Origin of the sequence: Kineosporia babensis, assembly GCF_021129305.1 — a bacterium.
GTDB classification, from domain to species: Bacteria; Actinomycetota; Actinomycetes; order Actinomycetales; family Kineosporiaceae; genus Kineosporia; species Kineosporia babensis.
The window spans coordinates 454,122-473,807 of record NZ_JAJOMB010000003.1; the positions used below are offsets into that span (position 1 = coordinate 454,122).

Annotated in this window: 26 protein-coding genes and 2 pseudogenes; 6 read left to right on the plus strand and 22 right to left on the minus strand. The window is 65.8% G+C overall.

Features of this window, described 5'->3' with window-relative positions; translation table 11 throughout:
* Nucleotides 1-49: 49 nt before the first annotated feature.
* On the plus strand, nt 50-838 hold the full coding sequence (locus tag LR394_RS07900; RefSeq protein WP_231439989.1) for a helix-turn-helix domain-containing protein: 789 nt from the start codon (nt 50-52) through the stop codon (nt 836-838).
* A gap of 153 nt (nt 839-991) precedes the next feature.
* On the opposite strand, the gene LR394_RS07905 is transcribed toward LR394_RS07900, so the two are convergent.
* The 11 genes from LR394_RS07905 to LR394_RS07955 all read right to left on the minus strand — a co-directional run bounded on the left by LR394_RS07905 (nt 992) and on the right by LR394_RS07955 (nt 8,599).
* Entirely contained in the window at nt 992-1,156 is a 165-nt protein-coding gene (locus LR394_RS07905; protein WP_231439990.1) for a hypothetical protein, read from the minus strand.
* A complete protein-coding gene (locus tag LR394_RS07910; protein WP_231439991.1) occupies nt 1,156-1,422 on the minus strand; it encodes a hypothetical protein in 267 nt (88 codons plus the stop codon). The genes LR394_RS07905 and LR394_RS07910 overlap by 1 nt, the downstream gene beginning before the upstream one ends.
* Nucleotides 1,422-1,787 carry a hypothetical protein gene (locus tag LR394_RS07915; RefSeq protein WP_231439992.1) on the minus strand — a complete coding sequence of 122 codons (366 nt, stop codon included), beginning with the start codon at nt 1,785-1,787 and terminating at the stop codon, nt 1,422-1,424. Before LR394_RS07915 ends, LR394_RS07910 begins: the two co-directional genes overlap by 1 nt.
* 36 nt (nt 1,788-1,823) lie before the next feature.
* A complete protein-coding gene (locus LR394_RS07920; RefSeq protein ID WP_231439993.1) occupies nt 1,824-2,147 on the minus strand; it encodes a hypothetical protein in 324 nt (107 codons plus the stop codon).
* On the minus strand, nt 2,144-2,449 hold the full coding sequence (locus LR394_RS07925) for a DUF6221 family protein (protein WP_231439994.1): 306 nt from the start codon (nt 2,447-2,449) through the stop codon (nt 2,144-2,146). Before LR394_RS07925 ends, LR394_RS07920 begins: the two co-directional genes overlap by 4 nt.
* Nucleotides 2,449-3,006, minus strand: coding sequence for a DUF6221 family protein (locus LR394_RS07930; protein WP_231439995.1), 558 nt, complete (start codon nt 3,004-3,006; stop codon nt 2,449-2,451). Before LR394_RS07930 ends, LR394_RS07925 begins: the two co-directional genes overlap by 1 nt.
* Nucleotides 3,003-3,374, minus strand: a complete 372-nt coding sequence (locus LR394_RS07935; RefSeq protein ID WP_231439996.1) for a hypothetical protein — start codon at nt 3,372-3,374, stop codon at nt 3,003-3,005. Before LR394_RS07935 ends, LR394_RS07930 begins: the two co-directional genes overlap by 4 nt.
* Nucleotides 3,371-3,661, minus strand: coding sequence for a hypothetical protein (locus LR394_RS07940; RefSeq protein WP_231439997.1), 291 nt, complete (start codon nt 3,659-3,661; stop codon nt 3,371-3,373). The genes LR394_RS07935 and LR394_RS07940 overlap by 4 nt, the downstream gene beginning before the upstream one ends.
* A gap of 163 nt (nt 3,662-3,824) precedes the next feature.
* Entirely contained in the window at nt 3,825-7,082 is a 3,258-nt protein-coding gene (locus LR394_RS07945) for a hypothetical protein (RefSeq protein WP_231439998.1), read from the minus strand.
* Between the two features lie 173 nt (nt 7,083-7,255).
* Entirely contained in the window at nt 7,256-8,188 is a 933-nt protein-coding gene (locus tag LR394_RS07950) for a tyrosine-type recombinase/integrase (protein ID WP_231439999.1), read from the minus strand.
* A gap of 126 nt (nt 8,189-8,314) precedes the next feature.
* Nucleotides 8,315-8,599, minus strand: coding sequence for a hypothetical protein (locus LR394_RS07955; protein WP_231440000.1), 285 nt, complete (start codon nt 8,597-8,599; stop codon nt 8,315-8,317).
* Nucleotides 8,600-9,327: 728 nt separating this feature from the next.
* Here LR394_RS07955 and LR394_RS07960 point away from each other — a divergent pair.
* Both LR394_RS07960 and LR394_RS07965 read left to right on the plus strand, forming a co-directional pair.
* On the plus strand, nt 9,328-10,389 hold the full coding sequence (locus LR394_RS07960; protein WP_231440001.1) for a hypothetical protein: 1,062 nt from the start codon (nt 9,328-9,330) through the stop codon (nt 10,387-10,389).
* The gene (locus tag LR394_RS07965; protein ID WP_231440002.1) at nt 10,386-10,562 is read left to right on the plus strand and encodes a hypothetical protein; all 177 of its coding nucleotides are present in this window, start codon (nt 10,386-10,388) and stop codon (nt 10,560-10,562) included. Before LR394_RS07960 ends, LR394_RS07965 begins: the two co-directional genes overlap by 4 nt.
* Nucleotides 10,563-10,573: 11 nt before the next feature.
* Here the strand turns inward: LR394_RS07965 and LR394_RS07970 are convergent, their stop codons facing one another.
* The 4 genes and pseudogenes from LR394_RS07970 to LR394_RS43580 form a co-directional block, all read right to left on the minus strand.
* Entirely contained in the window at nt 10,574-12,319 is a 1,746-nt protein-coding gene (locus tag LR394_RS07970; RefSeq protein WP_231440003.1) for a hypothetical protein, read from the minus strand.
* Nucleotides 12,320-12,634: 315 nt separating this feature from the next.
* The gene (locus LR394_RS07975) at nt 12,635-13,807 is read right to left on the minus strand and encodes an SGNH/GDSL hydrolase family protein (RefSeq protein ID WP_456238329.1); all 1,173 of its coding nucleotides are present in this window, start codon (nt 13,805-13,807) and stop codon (nt 12,635-12,637) included.
* Between the two features lie 15 nt (nt 13,808-13,822).
* A pseudogene (locus LR394_RS43970) lies at nt 13,823-13,939 on the minus strand (head decoration protein); the annotation flags it as partial.
* Between the two features lie 200 nt (nt 13,940-14,139).
* Nucleotides 14,140-14,274: pseudogene (locus LR394_RS43580) on the minus strand (phage tail protein); the annotation flags it as partial.
* A gap of 504 nt (nt 14,275-14,778) precedes the next feature.
* Here LR394_RS43580 and LR394_RS07985 point away from each other — a divergent pair.
* Complete coding sequence (locus LR394_RS07985; RefSeq protein WP_231440006.1) at nt 14,779-14,937, plus strand: hypothetical protein; 159 nt, start codon at nt 14,779-14,781, stop codon at nt 14,935-14,937.
* Here LR394_RS07985 and terL read toward each other — a convergent pair.
* Nucleotides 14,934-16,550, minus strand: a complete 1,617-nt coding sequence (terL, locus tag LR394_RS07990) for a phage terminase large subunit (RefSeq protein WP_231440007.1) — start codon at nt 16,548-16,550, stop codon at nt 14,934-14,936. The genes LR394_RS07985 and terL overlap by 4 nt on opposite strands.
* A 61-nt stretch (nt 16,551-16,611) precedes the next feature.
* On the opposite strand from terL, the gene LR394_RS07995 reads away from it, so the two are divergent.
* Nucleotides 16,612-16,824: a hypothetical protein gene (locus LR394_RS07995; RefSeq protein ID WP_231440008.1), complete on the plus strand. Its 213-nt coding sequence runs from the start codon at nt 16,612-16,614 to the stop codon at nt 16,822-16,824.
* Nucleotides 16,825-16,876: 52 nt separating this feature from the next.
* Complete coding sequence (locus LR394_RS08000) at nt 16,877-17,194, plus strand: hypothetical protein (RefSeq protein ID WP_231440009.1); 318 nt, start codon at nt 16,877-16,879, stop codon at nt 17,192-17,194.
* Between the two features lie 309 nt (nt 17,195-17,503).
* On the opposite strand, the gene LR394_RS08005 is transcribed toward LR394_RS08000, so the two are convergent.
* From LR394_RS08005 to LR394_RS08030, 6 genes are all read right to left on the minus strand, one after another.
* A complete protein-coding gene (locus LR394_RS08005) occupies nt 17,504-17,818 on the minus strand; it encodes a hypothetical protein (RefSeq protein ID WP_231440010.1) in 315 nt (104 codons plus the stop codon).
* A 201-nt stretch (nt 17,819-18,019) separates the two neighbouring features.
* Complete coding sequence (locus LR394_RS08010; RefSeq protein WP_231440011.1) at nt 18,020-18,214, minus strand: hypothetical protein; 195 nt, start codon at nt 18,212-18,214, stop codon at nt 18,020-18,022.
* Nucleotides 18,211-18,408 carry a hypothetical protein gene (locus tag LR394_RS08015; RefSeq protein ID WP_231440012.1) on the minus strand — a complete coding sequence of 66 codons (198 nt, stop codon included), beginning with the start codon at nt 18,406-18,408 and terminating at the stop codon, nt 18,211-18,213. Before LR394_RS08015 ends, LR394_RS08010 begins: the two co-directional genes overlap by 4 nt.
* The gene (locus LR394_RS08020; protein ID WP_231440013.1) at nt 18,405-19,043 is read right to left on the minus strand and encodes a hypothetical protein; all 639 of its coding nucleotides are present in this window, start codon (nt 19,041-19,043) and stop codon (nt 18,405-18,407) included. The genes LR394_RS08015 and LR394_RS08020 overlap by 4 nt, the downstream gene beginning before the upstream one ends.
* An 81-nt stretch (nt 19,044-19,124) precedes the next feature.
* Entirely contained in the window at nt 19,125-19,418 is a 294-nt protein-coding gene (locus LR394_RS08025; protein WP_231440014.1) for a hypothetical protein, read from the minus strand.
* Entirely contained in the window at nt 19,418-19,657 is a 240-nt protein-coding gene (locus LR394_RS08030; RefSeq protein WP_231440015.1) for a hypothetical protein, read from the minus strand. Before LR394_RS08030 ends, LR394_RS08025 begins: the two co-directional genes overlap by 1 nt.
* Between the last annotated feature and the right edge of the window lie 29 nt (nt 19,658-19,686).

Sequence of the window (19,686 nt, forward strand, 5' to 3'; positions counted from 1 at the left end):
CGCTGCGGAACCATCTTCGCATGCGCGCCAGGGTCCGGATAGGACCACCGTGCCAATCGTTCGCAGCCCGCGTCCCGAGAGCGGATTCCTGACCCTCAGGAACGAGATCGTCCGGGACGAGAACCTCTCCTACCGCGCCTCGGGCGTCCTGCATGACATCCTCAGCCGCCCAGACAACTGGCGCACCGACGCGGTCACGCTCGCCCGGCAGCGACCCAAGCACGAGGGTCGCGACGCCATTCGCAAGGCCCTCGCCGAGCTTGAAGAGGCTGGCTACATCACCCGCCGGAAGGTCCGCGACGAACGCGGGCGCTGGACCACCGAGAGCCTTGTCCACGAGACGCCAGTGCCGCGCGAGTCCGTTTCCGCAGGTCAGAACCAGAACGGAAAACCAGGCGTCGGTGGACCAGTCGTCGAGGATTCAGGCTCTATAAGAACGACCGAGACGAACTACCGAGAAGAAGTTGGTCATCCCCATGACTTTGGTCAGACCGCTGACTCTGGACCTCGCGTCAGTCGGACGGCCCCACGGCCGAAAAACGAAGACCGGGTCGCGCCAACCGTCGCTGACGTTCCTCGCCAGCGAGGCAAGCGCAAGGGACTGACCGAAGCCGAGTACCAGGCTTCATGGCGGCGCTTCTCAGCCATGGACCTAGGCGACCTGGAAGACGACCGAGAGATTCGCGGAGCCGCCTTCCTTGAGTTGTTCCACGACCACGGCGTCTACGAGCCGGACAGGTGGGCTCAGGCCAAGATGGACGATGGGACCTGGGATGGCTTCTGTGCCCGCGTCGGCCTCGGGGAACACCGAACGCCCTCGTTCAACGAACCCGTCTGAGTTAAGGCCCGGAGGCTCGACGCGTGTGCGCCTTCTCAGCCCCTGCGGGGCATCGCCTCCGGGCCAGTGCGACGGCGGGCCCGTCCCGCCGGTAAGAGAGGGATCCCCCAGTAGAAGCTGGGTACGAAAACCGTCGCAGGTCGAGTGTAGGCGCTACTCCCGGATGTTGAGGATGGCGAAGATTCCGGCCGCCGTTGGCAGCGCGACCGTCAGTGGAGAGTTGTCGTACTTGGCCACGCCAATCAAGGTCAGCGCCACGAGCACAATCGACGCGAAGAGTACGGCTGCCTGCACCAGGTCGATCCGGCTTCGCTCCATCAGCCCATCCCCTCGCAACTGTGGTCCCGCCTCTCGTGCCCCTTGCCCAACTGGCACCGGTGGATCGCTTCGGGATTGCAGTGCTCGCACATCTCCGGGCAGGGATCGGCGATGTCAGCTGTCGTGTAGTCGGTCTGGTCCGTGAAGACGAAACCGCCATCAGGCCAACGCTGGGGCTCCTCCCACTGCTCCGGGTGCATGACCCGGATGTGGTCGAGGATCTCGTCGTCGAGCGGCGTCTCGGGGCACAGGTTGCAGGTGGCCATCAGTCGATCTCCTTCGCGGCTGGCTTGAATCGGATCTGTACCCGCAGCGTCGCGCTCCACGGGTCGCCCCGGTTGGTGTCGAGCACGTAGTCCACGCCCTCAACCTGGTCGAGGAGGCCGAGCCTTTCCAGCTCGCGGAGCTTCTGCTCAACCCGCTGGGCCAGTTCGATCCGGTCTTGCTGGATTCGCTCGCTGAGCGCACGGCCGATGTCAGGCGTTGGCCGGGCGGACGGTGACGGCGCCTCGTAGCCCTCCGGGAACTTCAAGGGCGGAATCGCCTGCGCGCCACGCAACGGCACGTAGGACTCGGGGTAGAGCGGCACGTCCCTCCACCCGAAGACCTGGGCGTTGTCGTAGGCGGTCACTTGACCGCCTCCAGCCCGATCCACGTCACTAGCCGTTCAGGACCCATGTCGTTTCCTCGCTCGTCGTTCCACGTGCCGCTGCTGGGTGGCGATCCGCCGGCGTCTTGCCTGCCATGCCCGCCAGTGCTTGACGCCCGCGAAGACGGCCCACAACTGTTCCTGGTTCCGTATCTCGCGGCGGGTCTTCGGTGGCTCTAGCTCGACCGTGAACGCGTACTCGCGGGCGAAGCTGAACGGCTCCCACGCCACCATCGGCTCCACGGGCTCGAACGCGAAGTCCGTGCAGAAGCCGACGGGTACCCATTTCGGCGACGGCGGTGGCTGCGTACCCAACGGGGCGACGTAGACGCGGCCGTTCACAGCACCCATTCTTCTCGCCAGCCTTCGCGGGTCTTCTTGTACGGCAACGCCATCGCTGCCACGACGAACCGGAGGGCCTGTAGTTGGGAGTCGCAGTTTTCCCTGTATAGGGCCGATCCGTTGGAGTTCTCGAACATGTCCAGCGTCTGATGACAGAGACCCAGGATGGTGCGCTTGCTGGCCCATTCGGCAAGGGCACGTTCGGGGTCCTGGGCCTGTTCGACGGCGAGGCGGTCAACGGCGATCTGCACCTGCATCCAGTCGGCCAGCTCGTTCGCGCGGGACCAGCGGTCGGGGCTCATCACCGCCACCACTCCTTACGGAATCCCGGGCGGCTCCGGTACGGCTGGGCGAGAATAAGGAGGGTCCGGCAAGGGGTTTCCGTTTCGAAGCACGTGATGCACTCGCGTCTGCCCCGGGAGTTCGATCGAGCAGTGGCCCGATGTAGGTCCAACAACTCACGCTTCGCCGCGATCTCGGCCAGGACGCGGGCGGGATCCCAGGCGACGATGTGGGCCGCGTGGACCGACTTCATCTCATCCTCGCCGTGGATGATGAACTCGGGGAGAGGCCCGACTGACGTAGTTGGAACCTCCTCGACGCTGCGCAAAGATACGCTCCGCGCCCAACTGCTGCTGTCGTCGAAGTTCAGGTATTCAAGGCCGAAGTCGACCGAGAGAGGCTCATCGCTGCCATTGTCCTCCCAGTGCCAATGGGCTCCAGTGAGCTCGCCGCGGACCCGCCCGGCCTCTTTCGCTAAAAGCTCGTCCTGATCGAGACACTCGCGCAGCCACTCAACGAGGCTTGGGTTCTCGCCCGCAGATTCCAAGTTTCGCGGGGCAGAGTTGGGATCGGTCATAGCCGCAGCCCGCTTTCGGGGTCGAGCCAGATGGCGGGAGCCTGCACGGCGCCGCAGTCCGGGCAGGTTGGCGGTGCGTTGGACTCGATCCGCATGGTCGGGTGCGGGCAGGCGCGCATCCTGTCGACGTCGTCGTTGGGGATCGCGGTCGGCTCTTCGATCGAGTCGCGGGCGATGACATGGGAGACGGCCAGAGTGCCTCCGGGAAGGTGCGGCCAGAGGCGAAGCGTCATGCCCTCGACATCGCTCGGTACGCCATCGGTGATCGACAGCTCGGGCAGGGCGCACCCAGACGCGTGAATGGTTCGGGCTGGCTTCCCGAGCGTCCTAATCTCGATCGTCACCGTTGTCCGCGGGTTGTCGCTCACGGCACGTACCCTTCGCCCGGCGCCTCAGCGTACTCGTCCGCGTAGCTCAGTCCCGCCGTGTATCGCCGTCGAGCGAACTCGACCTTCTCGGCGGGAGTCATGTCCGACGGGCCGATCGTGGCGAGAAGCCACACCATCCCATACAGCTCTTCGACGGCTTCCCAGACGTCGCCGCCGTTCTCGAGCATTCCCCTGAGCGCTTGTGGGTCCAGGAGTCGCCCGTCGTCGTCCACGCAATGCTTGTAGCTGCCAGCCATTCCAACCCCCAGTTGATTGATGGCATCCATCATTCCACCATCTGGGCAAAGGTGAGGGCGGCGATCTGGAATCTCCAGCAGTTCGACCCAGATCGCCGCCCTCGACCGGCATCCCCACACAGGATGGGGCCACTCTACGACAAGTGCGGGCCGTGGCTCGTCAGCTCACGAAGCGACGACCCGCACATGGAGGCTACCCCCAGCGAGACCCGTTACGGTACGCCGACTGCGCGCTCGGATACTGCCCCGTCATCATCCGGTGATCCAAGGTCTCAGGCGCCCCGATGTCCTCGTAGTAGCCCTCATAGGCCAGCAACCCGAGACCAGCCAACGCAGCGAACTCGTTGTGCATCTGCGTGATGTAGTAGGCGTTGTCGCCACCCGCGCCACCAGCCGAACCACCCGCCGCGTTGACGAGACCCCACTCCGGGACACCCAACTGCAGACCCTTGTCCTGCAGCCAGGGGCGCAGGTCGTTGAAACCAGGCTGCTGGTTCCGGGCCGAGTTCCACGACCCGGAGTTGGTTTGTCCCGGGTACCAGTCGTAGTGGTCGAGTCCCACGATGTCGATGTGCGGGACGAGAGGTTCCATAACCTGCTGCAACGTGATCCCGGAACGGTTCGAGCCCCTGTTCAGAGTGACGTCGATGAGGACGTTAGGGGCCGTGCTCTTGATGGACTGGCTGACGTTGATGACGGCCTGCTGGAACGACGCCACGCTGTTCTTCGGCGTCTGCATGCCACCCTCATCACCGTACGACCATTTGAACCAGTAGCCGTTGCACTCCCACCCCAGGCGCAGCACGTACAGCGGAGAGTTCAAACCCGCAGCCGCCAGCGCACTCCCATAGTTCACCCAGCGGGCGTTGTTACTCCCCGCAGCCGTAGCCGCATTCGACCCGCCGCCCTCGGTCTCCGGCTGCGGCGGCAGCGAATTGACGATGTACCGGCCAGCGGAAACCCATGCAGGCCAGTCGCTGGGGATGACGAATAGGTCCGACCACGTCTGCCGTGGATGGAAATTCATGAACCCATCGACAGGCTTGCCACGCCACGAACCGAAAGCATCCGCCTTCGCCGGCGTGCCCGTGCCGTGGCCTTCCCACCGTGCCGTCCCCGAGTTCCACGCCTTCCCACTGCGTCCGACCAGCGGCATGACGCCCGCACCAGGAGGCGTCCCCCCGCCCGGCTCCTCAGGGTTCTCCGGGTCGACCGGGGCGCCACCACCGCCGGGTGGGACGTCTCCCGGGTCGCCGAGCGCGTCCTCCGGGTCAACCCAGGCGGTTCCTGTGGTTGCGGCGCCGATGGATTCGGTGCCAGCGTCTGTGAGTCCGGCTTGGAGGGTGGTTCCGGTCGAGGCCGTCCCGGTGCGGGTGAAGCTACCGGCGTCGGGGAAGATCTCGTTGGAGCGGAAGAGGAGGCCTGTGTTCCCGCCGCCGTCGTGAAGCTCTGGTCCGGTGAGGTCGTGCAGGACGTTGTGGACCACCCTGGCCTGTGGGCACGACGTGAGCGCGATCCCTTTCGGTGTCCACGACAGGTCCGAGTTGTTGATGCGGATGGCGTCGGATCCCCACGCCATGACCTGCCAGCCTGTTCCCGTGGGCTCTTCGACGGTGAGGCGGAAGAGCCGGGCGCCGGGGATGTTCGCGATCTGCAAGGGCCCACACCGAGTGAAGGTGACGTTCTCGACGAGGAGCCCGGAGATGGTTTTCGTTGCGCCGCCGTCGATGTGAAATGGGGCGCGGACGTCGTAGAACTCAGAGTCCCGCAACGTGAACCCGTTGATCTCGTACTCGTCGTTGTCGGGCGTCTGCGTGAGCTTCAAACCGACGCGTGCACCCCGGACGACGCCCTGCCACGAGTTGTCCCGGCACTGCGGCAGTACCTCGATCGCAGTCCCGTGATAGTTGAGGACCAGCGAGTCGGTGGCCGTGTTGCCGCGGGCTCCGTTGCACTGGCTGGGGTTTCCGAACTTCCACGCGGTGCGGCCGTCGCTGTCGTCCGTGGATCGGGTGCCGCCCCTCGCTACGCAGCTGTGGGTCCAGTTGCCGTTCTCTTCCGCGCCATGCCAGTCGTAGTCGCTGATCCGGCAGTCCTCGGACTGGCTGTTGACGACACCGCATGCCGAGCTCCCGTTGAACCACAGGTACGAGTGGCGGCACCCGCTGACGGCGAAGTCCTGCACCCAGCAGCCCGTACTGCCGTAGAAGCTGATCCCGTACCCGCGGCCAGCGACCAGCAGACTCGGGTTGGAGATGAAACCGCGCTGCGCCGAACAGTGAAGGGAGTCCGTGAACCGGATCCCGTGCCCCGACCAGGACACTCCCCCGTTGCCGCCGCCCTCGATCCTGGTGTCGACGATGTGCGTGTTGACGGCGTACCGGACCTCGATCGCATGCTGCCCGTCTGCCTGCTGCGCCCGCCACTTCAGACGGAGGCCGCGCACCTGCGCGTCATGTAACGCCGAGAGGACAGTGACCCGGCCGTCCTCCGCGACCACGTACGAATGCTGGAGCGGTGCCGCGAGTTTGATCCTGGTCCCGTCGACCACTTCGGCGACGACGTTCACTTCCTTGTGCGCAAAGTTCCCTGTCCGGATCGTGCCGTCGCCGTCGATCGTGTGGACGTTGTCCTGGATCTGGATCGTCGTGTTCACCGGGAAGATCGACGAATCCTCCACCGAGATAATCGTTTCCCCGGCATCCGGCGTCCCGGTCAAACGCATCTGCTTGACCATCGTCACCTGGGACAGCTTGTTGCTCCAGGTCGTGTCGTTGACCGCGAGGAAAGTCTTGGGGAGTGGGTCGGCCAACGTGATCTGCATCGGCGTCACGCCGCGGTTCAGGCCAGTGACGTAGCTGTGGAAGATCTCGGCGTTCGGGACCGACCCGCTGGCCGTGCGCTTACCCCGCAGACCGACATAGATCCCGACCGTCCAGTCCGCAGGGATCGTCGTCACCTTCAGGACCGTCGCACCCATCGGCGCGTCCTCAGTGAGCGCGGGCTTGTCGGGGTTCGCGACCGGGGTTTCCGGGATGACACCCCACGGGCGGATGCGCAGGTCCGGGCCCCCGTACCACTGCACCGCCGGATCGAACTCGAGGATGCACCCGCTCTTGGCGATCGTGATCGTGGAGTTGAGGTAGCCGCTACTGCCTGCCGGGCCCGTGACAAAAAGATGCCCCGGAGTCTCGCCGTCCTCCACTTTCTCCAGCGCGGCCTGGATCGCGAGACCGTCATCCGTCGGCGTCGCCAACAGCCCATTCAGGGCCAGGCCGGGGACAACGACGTACCCGCCGCCACCCTTACCGCCCGTAGCGAGAGCCGTCTCAGCGGCCGTCTGCGCGGCTGCGATCCCGGCGTCCATGTGATCGAGCGCCGCCGCAACAATCGGCGTCGACGTGTTCGGGAGGTCCCGCCAGCCGGCGGGGTAGTACGGGGCGTACGGCACGAGGGCTCCGAGCGTGGCCCCTGCCCGGGGACGCGGGCCCCAACCCGGCAGTACCTAAGTCTGCCATCAACGGGCGGCAGACAGTGCGACGGCGAAAGGACTACAGCGCGTCTCAGCTAAACGATGTACGCATGCGAAAGCCCCGGCCATAACGGCCAGGGCCCGCAACGCCGTCAGCTACACGCGACAGCCTTCGGCGCATACAAATCCGCCAACGCCATCGACGGGTGCCGATCCGCCGCCAACTCAGCCCGGTCATAGCTCGCCGTCGTGCGAACGTCGTTGTGGTCGGCGCCCAACTGCATCTCCCGCAACGTCTTCCCAGCCGCCAGACCGTTCGCGATAAAGGAGCGCCGCAGGTCGTGCGGGGACACTGCCGCCGGAAGGCCGCACTCCTTAGCCAGGCGCTTAACGACCTGCGTCGCCGAACGGCGTGTCATCCGCGTCCCGTTCCGCCGCAACAGCAGCGGGCCCGCATCCCGGCCGGCGGCTGACATCTCCATCGTCTCGAGCACGATCCCCGGGACCGGGCGCGTCTTGCGCTTGCCGAACTTCCCGACCGTGTGCAGCCAGGTGGCGTCGCTCCGGTCGCGGACGATGTGCTGGATGTCGATGTCGCACGCGGACGTCACCCGCAAGCCCAGGATCGCCAGCAGCGATACCAGACACCAGTCCGTCGGTGATGCTGCCCGTGCCGCGGCCAGGAGCGCCTGGACCTCGTTCGGGAAGAGCCACACCTTCCGCTCGTCCCCGTAGTGCACCTCGGGCAGCCTCAGTCGGGCGCTGGGATCCTTCTCCAGGTATCCCTCGTCGACCGCGTGGCGGTAGTACAGCTGGGCCGCGTTCAAGCGCCGGTACACCGTCGACGAGGACAGGCGGCGTTCGGTCTCGAGGTAGGCCCGGTACGCGTTGAGTTCCATCCGGATCAGGTGCAGCGGGTTCCGGTCCCTGGCGGCGCACCATTCGAAGAGGTTGCGCAGGTCGAGGCCGTACAGGTAGCGGGTGTGAGGGTGCTGGTATTCGCTGAGCCAGGACACGGCGCACAGTTGTGCGGGGTCCATGGCGTCCATGCCCGTGGGCAGGGCCGCGAGAGTACTGTCGGTCATGTCGTGCTCCAGAGGGCTTGGCGTCATTCTGGGGTCCGGCTGGTCAGGCAGGTGTTGGCGCACCTGCCTGACCCCATTTTGGCGGACCCACTCGACTACCGGCGAGTTCGACACCCTGACTTGCAGCTATGCCCGTCCGTAGACCACTGCCGCGGCGGCCTCGCGGCGGGCATAGTTCGGCGCGGTCTGGTCGATGAACTCGACGAACTTTGCCGTGAATGCCTTTGCTGCGTCGTCATCACAGAAGTGCAAGATGTCGCTGTCGCCATCCAGGCTTTCTTCGACGGCCTCTACGCATCCGCCCGGCTGCCGGTAGAAACGAATCTGCGTGCCGTCGAACTGCAGCCCGTCCCAAGAGTTTGCCGGAATCCAGTCCTCATCAAGGATGGCCTGAGCCTCGGTCCTGTCCATGGACAGCATCCTTCCAGGGCCTTGGCAGCTGTGCCCCGAGCTGGCGCCCGCGATGCCGTGGCGCTCCCGTGGGCCACAGCCCCCGCATCCGCAGCAGGTCACCCCGCGGACGCCAGCTGGTCGAGCCTACGAGCAGACAGGGCAGTACCGCGGCAGTGGGCGTCAGCCAAACGTCCCACGACTCGCCAGTAGCAAACGGTTTGGCAGTCTGCGCGGGCACCCTGGGTGGTTGCGGTCGCGGGGATCGCACGGGGTCCGGGGGAAACATCTATGCCAGTAGGTATTGCACCGCTCTATGCCTGGGCAGCGCGGCGCCCGGCCGCTCTTGCTGACGACTTCCGCCTGCATCGCGCTGCCGCGCTCCAGGCCGATGATCAGGTACGCGCTGAGCGCCGCGCCACCTGCAGGAACCCGCTGGCCGATGACGCAATCCAAAGTGGGCAGCTCTTCTTCTGCAGCACGCCATGCCACGACCGAACGCCCCAACGCGCCTTCTGCGACAACGCTTGCCGATCTCTTTACGACGCATCATGGTGACCGCCGCAACTCGTAGGCCGCCGACCGTGACCACGGAACAGCTGCGATCGGGGCGCTGGCCAAACCTCGAGCCTCAGGCCAGCCAGAGGCATGGCAAGCACGGGACGGTAGCTGACCGACTACTGCGGTGTGTGGCTGTAGGCACCGCCTTGGCCGGTTGGGTCAACATCACCGGCTGGTCGTGGCTACCAATGGCCACGATCTGGCTGGCCCTCGTCCTCCTGCTCCTGGCATGCCTCATCCTCGGCCCGCAGCGCGGAGTGCCCGTCGCCCGGGCCACTTGGGTGGCCATGGCCTCGGCGTTCGTCGCCTGGCGCGCGGCGGCCGGCTACTGGGGTGGCACTCAGGTCGCCCTGGCTGACTGGCTGCAAGCCCACAAGGCGTTCATTTTCCTCATCGTGGTCGCGTTGTTCGTCGGTCGCCAATGCTTCACGGGCGCCGGCCTGGCCCGGACCATGAAGATCCTCTTGCCAATCGTGTTCATCGACTACGCCGCGACCACCGCGCTGACGACCGCTGGCGGCGGACGAGGCGCGATCTGGACCGAGAACAACTTCGAGCTGATGACGGTCATCGGCCTCACCTACCTGGCCTGGCCCCACCTTGGGAAGAACCGCGCTTGGTGGATGGTCCTGCTCGGCGTCATCGTCCTCGGGCTGTCCGGGTCCCGCTCCAGCGTGGCCGAGTTCGGGATCATGCTCGCCATCCTGCTGTGGCGCCCCCGCGACCCGAAGTTCATCGGCTACCTGCTCGCCGGCGTCGTCGTGTGGTGGGCGTCCGGACGGGTGTTCGCCGAACGCTCCACCGGTAAGCGGTCGGACCGCGAGCTGTTCTTCGAGGTCTTCCAGCGTGAACTCCAGGACTTCACGATCGCCCAGTGGCTGTTCGGCCGCCCGGTGCTCACCCCGCTGCACGTCGGCTCGTGCGACACGCTCTCGGCCTGGGCCGGCCTCTTCTCGTCAGCCAATCCCGGCCAGTGCTACTCCGCGATCCTGCACATGTACGTCTCCCGGATCGTCCTCGACTTCGGCATCGTGGGCGGGATCTTCCTGCTGTGCGGCCTCTGGTTCTGCCTGGCCCGCTCGGGCGCCTCGACCCGTGACCGCCTGGCTCTGATCGGCATCGGTGTCGCCAACGCGATCTCGGTCAGCTCCTTCAACAGCGAGTACATGTTGATCCCTCTCGTCGTCGCTGCAGGCTTGCAATACGGCGGCAAGCCAAAGATCGAAAGACCCGGCGGGCTCGCCTCGTGACCGAACGGCAACTCAACTTCTGCAAGGTGGTCTCGCTGCCCCTGTGCATGGCCAGTACGCTCGCTGCGCTGACCATGCAGGGCGAACCGATCGCTTACCCCGGCATGCAGGCGCTGTTCTCTTTCTTGCCTGTAGCTGGAATCCTCGCTGCCCGCTGGACCGGACCCCAGTAAGCTGCCCCAGTTCAGAACACGCTGATGGTCATGTACCCGATGACCGCGCTGATCGATGTGGAGGTAGCTGCGCCGATCAGGATGCCCGTCTCGTCGCCGTCGAGGCGGGTGATGACCGTGTGCTCGCCAGCCCCGTACGAGCCCGTCGTCGCCAGTGCCTTGCTCCCGGAGTTGGTGGTCATGCGCAGGCCGACCTGTGCACCGCCCGTGATCGACTCGACGAAGAAGCTGATCTTGGCCTGCTGCCCGGCTCGGATTGCTCCGGTGCCTCGCCAGAAGCAGCGTGCGCCGTGGCCTGGACCGATCGAGGTGAGGGCAAGTCGCCCGGGCCCCGACCCGTCCCAGGTTGCGGTGCCGCTCCCCGCGGCCTGCCAGTTCCCCTTGCCGTAAGTGAAGTAGCTGTGGGTGCCGAAGAGGTTCCTTGGGATGTCGGTCGACTTCGAGGCGAAGGTGAGACGGCCGTCCTCGGCCACCAAGTAGAAGACATCCTCATGCTGGCCGTTGGTGCCGTGGTAGGTCACGCCGTCAACGTGCACGCGACCGGGTGACGACTGGATCTCGACCGCCCGATTCTCCATCGCGGACATGTTGAATTGAACGCGCTCAAGATAAAGTTCGCCGTGCATACCAGGGCCAGTCAAGATGCTGGTCTTGGCAGTGGTGAACTCAGCCTCCTGTACGGTGACATAGCCGGTCGAGACCGCGATTTCCATCTGGTAGTGGTCGGCGGACCCGCGCTCGTGGATGCCACCCCAAATCGAGATCTCCCGGTTCCCGGCCGAGACGACGCCCCCATCGAGACGGGGGTCGGTGCTGTTATCGATCCGAATGCCCCGGTAGGAGGCTGCCGCACTCACGTCGGCGTTGGTGTTGATATTGACGAACTTTGTGTTCATCACACCGTTCACCAAGAAAAAGCCCGAGTAGGTGCAGTAATTTGCGAAGCAGTCGATCGTGATCGAATTCTGCGTGCCGTCGTAAACGAAGCCCGCCTCGCAGTTCTCCGCACGCACCCGGGAGAAATGAATCTTGTTCGCCTGGTGCACGGTCTGCAGACCGTAGGCGCCAATCCGGCAGCCGTCGAAGTGCAGGTCCTCGACCACTGTGGACGAGGAGACCTTCATCATCGTCATACCGATCGCGCCAGCCAGGAGCACGGTGCCGAGGTTGGCGTTGCCGCCCAGGATCTTCACCCGGCCAGCAAGCGCCGTGACCATCGATCCGAGCATGTAGGTCCCGGCGCCCAGGATGACGGTGCCGCCCTGGCCAGCTGCGTTGATGGCGGCCTGCAGGGCGGGTGAGTCGTCGTGCCCAAGGAAGAAGTGCTGACCTGAGACGGCCGTCGAGGCGGTGGCCGCCAGCGTGACCTGGCTGACCCCCACGAATCCCGTAATGGTCGTGACCAGCGGGATTCCGCCAGGCCCGGCGCCCGGGATCACGATGATGGAGCCGACCGAAGCGGCATTGAACGGGTTGGTGCCCGACGTGGTGAAGGTGGTCGATCCGGCCGTGGTTACGCCGCCGGAGACCCGCCGACCGTTCTTCGACGCCCCAAACCGGGGGTCGTCCGCGTAGGCAATCGAGGGCGGTCCCGAGGCTAGCCAGGGCAGGTTCACTGCCGGGGTCGTGCCGTCGCCCAGTAGAAGCCGGGAAACTCCGCCGTCCCGGGTGATGGCTGGCTCGCCGTCCAGTAGCACCCGGGCCGATGCGACGGCAGCGGCCCGGGTGCCACGGCGGAACTGGTATGGCGCAGCCATTACCAGACACCTCCGTCGTATCCACCTGGGCCGGGGCTCACTGCGGCGACGGCTGCGGCGACGAACGCTGTAGTGGCTAGCTGTGTGCTACTCGTCCCAGGCGCGGCAGTGGGGGCAGTCGGGGACCCGGCGAAGTCGGGACTGGTTAGCGGAGCTGCTGCTGCGGCGACCGCGGCTGCCTGATCGGCGACCGCTGCTGCAGCCTCGATTCCGTTGTTCATCTGGGAGTCGCGGGCGGCGTCGTACTGAGTGGTGCCGTTCTGGGCGGCGGCGGGCTTGGTGTAGGCCATGGTCAGGCTCCAATAGTGAAAGGCGTCAGGCTGGCGTGGCCACTGACAGGTTCTCCCATTCATGCGCCGCGCCACCCCCGAAGTAGAAGCCCACGTATGTCGCCGACAGCAGTGCTGGCGCTAAGGCGCTCGTGGTGAAAGCCAGGACCCCGTTGAGGTAGACCGAGACGGTTCCCCCGGCATTCTTGACGCACCGAATAACGCCGCCGGAGACGGGAACGATCTCCGTGGTGAACCCAAGTGCCGTACCGACACCGCCACCGTTGGAAGTGACCTGGTAGAGGCTCAGTCCCGGAGTCGAAGTGTCTCGGCGCTGGGCGATGTAGGCGAACTGGTGGCCGTCTGCCGTGGCCGCGATCACGATGCCCCCGGAAGCTGCCGACAGCGTCGACGGCATCGTCTTGAGCGTCGCAGTGACCTCCGGGAGCGAGGAGCCGGAGTCGACAAGTGCGAGTCCACGCTCGCTGACGCCGGTGCCGGCGGTCCTGCGCAGGGCGTTGCCGACCGTCCCGATGACGACCGCTCCGGCCACGGCGGGGAGAATGGCCGGACTGGACCATGTTTTCGCGCCCGTGCTGGTGGTCTGGCCGTCGATGTTCGCGTCGGCCCGGTCGAAGGTATCGGCGGTCGTTACCGTGTACGTGGATGGCGGGTAGGGGTTGACCTGGCCGAGAATGGCTGCGGCAACACATGATCCGGCGATGAGTTCTCCGGTCGGGTTCAGGTGAATGCCGTCGCTGCCCAGATAGTCGGTTCGGTTGGCGAGGATGGTTGCCAGGTCAACGACAAGGACGTCGAGTTCGTCGCCGAGGGCCCGGATCATCGCATTGTTGGCCGACATTTTGGTCTGATCATACGCCACACTCGTCACGGGCGTGGCGGTGGTCAATACCGGGATGGCGCCAGCCGCCCTGGCGATGGACACGCACCGCCGGATATTGACGGCAGTGCCACCTGCAGGCAGGCCCGCCGAGCCCGACGAGGAGTCATTTGGCGCGCCCTGGATGACGACGATCGCAGGCCGATAAGTTGCTACAGCAGCGGCGAGATTGTTCGCCATCCATGCGGAGTTCTGCCCACCGAGGGCAGACTTCCGGATGATCGGCGTAACCCCGATGCTGGAGTTCGCGAAGTTGGCCGCAGCCTCGGGGTACGTCGCCGCCGTTGAGGACGAGCCGCTGAAAAGCCACGTATTCATGGTGTTCGGCGACACCGCAGACAAGGCGGCCGCCACGAACGCGGTCGTCGCCACCTGGGTAGAGTCCGTCCCAGCCGTTGCTGTAGGCGCGGTCGGCGTCCCGGTGAACGTCGGACTGGCGAGGTTGGCCTTGGCGGTGAGGCCGGCCAGTGCCTGATCGGCGACCGCTGCTGCAGCCTCGATTCCGTTGTTCATCTGGGAGTCGCGGGCGGCGTCGTACTGAGTGGTGCCGTTCTGGGCGGCGGCGGGCTTGGTGTAGGCCATGGTCAGGCTCCGATCACAAAGGGCATGGCGAGGCTGGGACCCATGACAGATCCGGTGCCAGGATTCGGGTTGGGGTTGCTGCCGAGCGCGGCCGCGATGGCCGCAGCAACGAATGCGGTGGTGGCCAGCTGGCCGGAGTTGTTGCCTGCCGGGGCGGTCGGCGCGGAGGGAGTGCCCGTGAACGCGGGCGAATTGATCGGGGCATAGGTGCCACTAAGAGCGGCGTCTGATGCGACCTGCGCGGTTGTGGTGACGGTGCTGCCGCCGGTCCCGGTGAGGCCTCCGCCGCCTCCCCCACCGCCAGCACCGGATTCGGCGTCGAGGGCCCAGCGTGCGCCGTAGTACCCGTGGTCGCCCCACACGGTGCGGGGACCGCCATCGGGGCCGGCGAAGGCTGGGATCATGCCGTCGCCGTCGGAGTACAGGTCGCCGCCAGGGACAGCGGCACCCAGCGAACCATCCGCGTTGACGTACACGAGGTCAGTGAGGCGGGTACCACCGGTCCGCTGCGTGTAGATGCGGACGCGGATACCAGCCTGAGGATTGCCGCCGGGGATGCCCGTCACCAGGGCGTCATCGCCGACGGGCCAGAAGATTGGACGGGCCAAGGGACACTCCAAGATCGCGAGGCCCCAACCTCGCCCCCAAGACTACAGGGCCACACGCGAGTTGCCGATCACGGAGACAGCCAAACAACGGGGGAAACCATGGCGCAGGACGACGAAGCAGCCCAACGACACGACGACACAGATCAACTGATCCTCGTCCTCATCGATGAGATCCGCGGGCTGCGCGAAGACGTCCGGGCGCTACCCGCCCAGATCCGCCCCAAGAACTACCCCCTTCTGCGGCGCATCAACAACTAGAGCGGCGCCGAGTACAGGTCCGTCCCCCCGGCCAGGTGGTCCATCGGGGATGGCTCCGGCGGTGTCCAGTGCTGGCCGTGACCGCCGCGGGAGTTGTCGGGCGGAACCCAGTAGGCGCCCCTGATGCGGTGCGCGTAGGCGAGCACGTCGACTTGGTCGTCGTGTGCGCCGCCGCCGGGGAACAGGGTGATCTCGTTTTCGAAGTCCGTCCACCAGTGCGCGGCTGGTGGGAACAGGATCCCGGTCTTCATGCGCTTCGCGGCGGGCACGGCTCGCGTGTACTTGTCCGTGTCAGCTTCGAGGGGTTCGACGATCGCTCCTGCGCGGGCTGCCGTGTATACGAGGTCGGTGCCGTACTGGGAGCCCTCGACGTAGATGGGGCACGACCAGGCTGCTTGCAGTGGCGCGACGACTTCGTCCCAGTGGTCGGCGGGTTCGACTTGCTTGCGGCGTAGATCGAGCATGATGAGCTCGCCAGTGCCTGCGATGGCCCACGCCGCTGCGACGGTGAAGTCCGCGGAAGTCCTGAGTGATGCGGCTAGGTCGACGGTGATGAACCGGTAGGCGTAGTGCAGGTTCTCGTCGGGCCCTGGCCGTCCGGGGATCTTGACGGTCCACCGGTCGGCGCCTTGCTGCCAGAACCGGAAGTCGGCGCGCTTGAACAGGCCGCCCTGTGCGGGCATGGGGCGCCCTTGGTAGAGGGCGGCGAAGTCTGCCTCCCCTACGTCGGCGCGGGTCTTCTGCCACTGTTCGGGGGTGCGGCCTCGCGCGGACTTCAGCCACTCGCCGGGCTTTCGGCCGAGTGGGTCCTTGGCCTTGTTCGGAGTCCCAAGGTTGGGCGCGCCTGCGGGCCCGGCGTACTGGGGCTCTTCGACGAGGGCGGGGATGTTGAGGTACTCCCACGCGGCGCCGTTGTCGGCCTGCTGCTGGCCGATGGGATCGTCTTCTGTCCACCTGGTGTGGTCCATGACGACCATCGCCTTGGGGCCGAGACGGGGTCGGATGTTGGACTGCCACTGGTCTTTCCAGAGTCTCTTGAATGCTCCGGACCGGGCCGTCCTTCGGTCTTTCACCAAATCGTCACAAATGATGCGATCACCAGGCTTGCCTGCGATGCCACCGGTCAGTGACATGCACGAGACCGAGCCTCGGTAGCCGTCGAGCTGCAACCGGGCCACCGCTTCCGATCCAGGCCGCAGTGAAAGCTGAAGGTCCACGCCATACAACGCGTCGTCCCCTGAGTGCGCCTGCAACGCCTCCTTGATCGCGCGACCCCAACGCCAGCTCGTCTCGTTGTCGTAGCTGATGATGAGGATCCGCAGGTCCGGGTTTCGCAGCCATAGCCAAATGGGATATGCGTAGGCAATTAGGGTCGACTTGCCCTCCTGGGGGGCCATCGACACCGCCAGGAACTTCGGGTTCTCCTCCGACTCCGCAGCCACCTCATGAGCGACCAGCGCATCCGAGATGCATCGCAACGCCGGCGTCTCGATGTAGTCCGGCATCAACGCGAGCAAGAGATCCAGGGGCCCCGGAAAAGGCTGCTGCCGCCAGTTCTTCCCGCGCATCCCCCTCTCTAGTCCGGCGAGGAACGCGGCTTCGTTGTACGGCAAGGCAGGGCTCCACGATCGGCGGGCCCAACCCCGGGATGATTATCCCAGATACGCTGCGGTCATGGATTTCAAGGAGTGCAACAGCGGCCTAGCCTGTGGTCGAGCCGTCAGTACGAGCGTCGCCTACTGCTGCTGGGCGTGCTCGAAAGCCGATGAAGGCGGCTACGAAATCCACGAGTCCGGGATTCTCGGCCACAGCGCGGACTGCGAGCAGCGCCATACCGAGCGGGGTTTCCATCCCGGGAGCCTTCAGGCCATTCGCGGCGGGCGTTAGGAACGGCGGGCCGAACCCCGAGGTAATGATCTCGCACGGCTAGCTTGTGCGCGTGACTGACAGCGAGCGTGTGACTATCGAGTACGTGGGCTCTTCAATCCACCTGAGCCTGCTCTTGCAGGAACTCAGGGACGAGGGCTTGGAGTTCGAGTACGAGGCGCCCGAGTCCGCTCTGCAGCACAGGTTCTCCGTGGATCCGAGCGCCGTCGTCGACACGTACCTCGCGATCGAGGCGTGGGCCGCCGGGCATCCGCTCGCATCAGGGGCGGCGGCCGCTGTCGTGACAGCGAAGGTGCAGGCCGTCATCGCGAAGTGGACCAAGAACGGCCTGTCTCGCTACGGGAACGTCTCCATCAAGGACGACGAGTAGCCCGAACATGAGTGCGCCCCGGCGTGGGCGGCCGGGGCACTCGGTCAGTTCTTCGTCTGTCGTCGGCCTATCTCTTCGGCGGTCTCGCGGACGCCTCTAGCGACGACAGCTACGGCTCCGGTGCGAAGGTGTACGTCGCATCGTGTGGCGTCGCCCGAGTGAGGTAGGACGGCATCTACGGCATCGGGATCTATCCAGCCGTCCTGGATCGGGTAGGTCCCGGGCCCTGGATTGCCTACCTCGACCGGTAGTTCGATGAACATCTGTCCCCCTCAGATTGGTTGGGCAGATGATCGGCGCGGCAAGGGTTCACCTTGATCCGTTGGCGGCCTTCATTGCAGCAGTGAGCTTGCGGAGTTCCCGCCGGAATTCGTCCGGGGACAGCGTGTGAGCCATCGTCGGAACGACCGCGCCGCGACGAGCGAGCGCGCCAACGCAGATCCGCGGCCGACGGTCTGGTGGCGCCTGTTCGACGCCTTCGTCGTCCCAGAGTGCACCGCACGCGGTCCCGTTCGAGCAGATGGCGGTGGCGCCTTCGTAGTCCCATTCGATGCGGACTCGGGCGCCGCAGCGGGGGCAGGTGAGGTTCATCGCGCCGTCCGGTGGATCTGCATAGCGCAGCACGTATCGAAGGCGCCGCAGTCGGAGCACTCGACGCGCTTGGTCTGCGCGCACCAGTAGACGTCCGGGTTCTCGGCGATCGGGAGTGCGTCCTCGGGGTCGACGAGCTGCTGGACGCGATGCCAGTCCCGGTGGGCGCCAACTTTGATCGAAGCCTCAGACCATAGGCGGGTGGGGACGGCCCGGCGACGAAGCTTCACGGCTTCACCGGTGTCCGCACTCGCCATTCATCGGGGCTTCCTTCTCGAACTCGCGGGCGTCGTTGTATCCGAGGGCGGGCCACAGGTCTTGTACATCGTTCGGCTGGACGCGCGTCTCATCCGTTTGGAGAGCAGCCGCCAGGAACAGGGCATCGGTCCGCTCCCGGTACGCAGCAGACTCAAGGATCGAATCGCTCACCGAATCAACCTCGCCGCTTCCTTCTCCGGCACCAGACCCGATCTCTCCCACCGGTGGACGATCTCAGCGGCCGTGTCCGTCCTGTCGGCAAGCACCATCAGCGCAGACTCAAGCCGGTTGAGCCGCCGCATGGTCAGCCAAGACCAGCGAGCCCACCCCGCAAGGACGAGCAAGCCGAGCAGCACGCCAATCACGCCGCCCCCTCCAAGATGTGCAGGTTCGCTGCGACGGCCTGCATCAGCCGGCGCATCTGATCCACTTCCAGATGCAGCCCGGCCTCTTCGTGGGAGCGGACCATCAGCTGACCCATGCGCTCCCCGAACTGCTCGGCGATCCGGATCTGATGCTCAGCGACACCGGCGGCATGAGCGGCAGCAGCGGCCTTGATCAGGTGCGCGCGTTCCTTGCTCCACAGCTCCCACCACAGGTTCACGCCCGCAGCCTCAGCGGTCGTGGTCGTATCGACCGGGCCCTCAGCGGTACGTCCCGTCTGCCTGGTCTCGGACTTCGCACCCCAGATCAGTGCCGCCGGGTCCTCTCCGACGACTTCCCGGATCCGCTCTCCCAGCCACGCGACGACACCAGCAGAACGACGAACCTCCTGAAGCAGCGCCTCCGCCGGGCTGATGTCGAGCTCGAGACCGAACTCGATGACGTCGCGGCGGGCCTGCTCGTTACGTGCGGCGCGGCGATGGTTCTGTGTTGATCCACCGTGGAGCTTGCATCCACCGATGCCAGGGTGATCGGTGCCCCACCCTGCGGCCTGAGTGCACGTGTCACCGCTGCCGTCTCGTTTGACTGCGCCGCATTTGGGCCCCTGTCTCGTCATGACCTGGACCCCCAACGTTGACCGACATGACCTAGCGCCATGTGGTTGAGCGTACGCCGCTCAGGTCTGTTGAGTGTGCGGTCAGGTGGGGTGGGGGGTTATGCCTTTGTCGGCGCAGTAGCCGCCGCCGGTCTGGTGGTCGAGGTCGAGGGCTTCGTCCCAGGTGAGCGCGAACTGGTGGTAGGCGCGGCGGGGTCCGCCTTCGTCGATGCTGTCGAAGAGTCGTTCGACTGAGCGGCGGGCGTCGTTGGCGGCTTCGTCGGCGAAGAACTGGGTGATCTCTTCGCGGGTGCCGTCCCAGCGGATGAACGCGTCGGCGCTGGTTGAGAAGATGGCGTAGAGGCCGTCTGGTTGCTGGATGATCTGGCGGCCCATCAGGTGCCCTCGGTCTTCAGGTCGTCGATCGTGAACGGCCTAGGTCCGGGCCCGTTGTCTGCGACGTGCTGTTTCCATAGCTTGGCGAGTTGAACGAACGGGAGTTCGGTCGCTGCGATCGCGGTACTTCGGCTGTCGTACACGCCTGGATACCAGCCACCGCCATCGGCCACGGTCCATGTTCCTTCGGGTGAGGTGTGCAGGTGCAGCGATCCGAAGACCTCGGGGAAGTCGCTCACGGCTTGCCTTTCGTTGTGGGCCTTCCGTG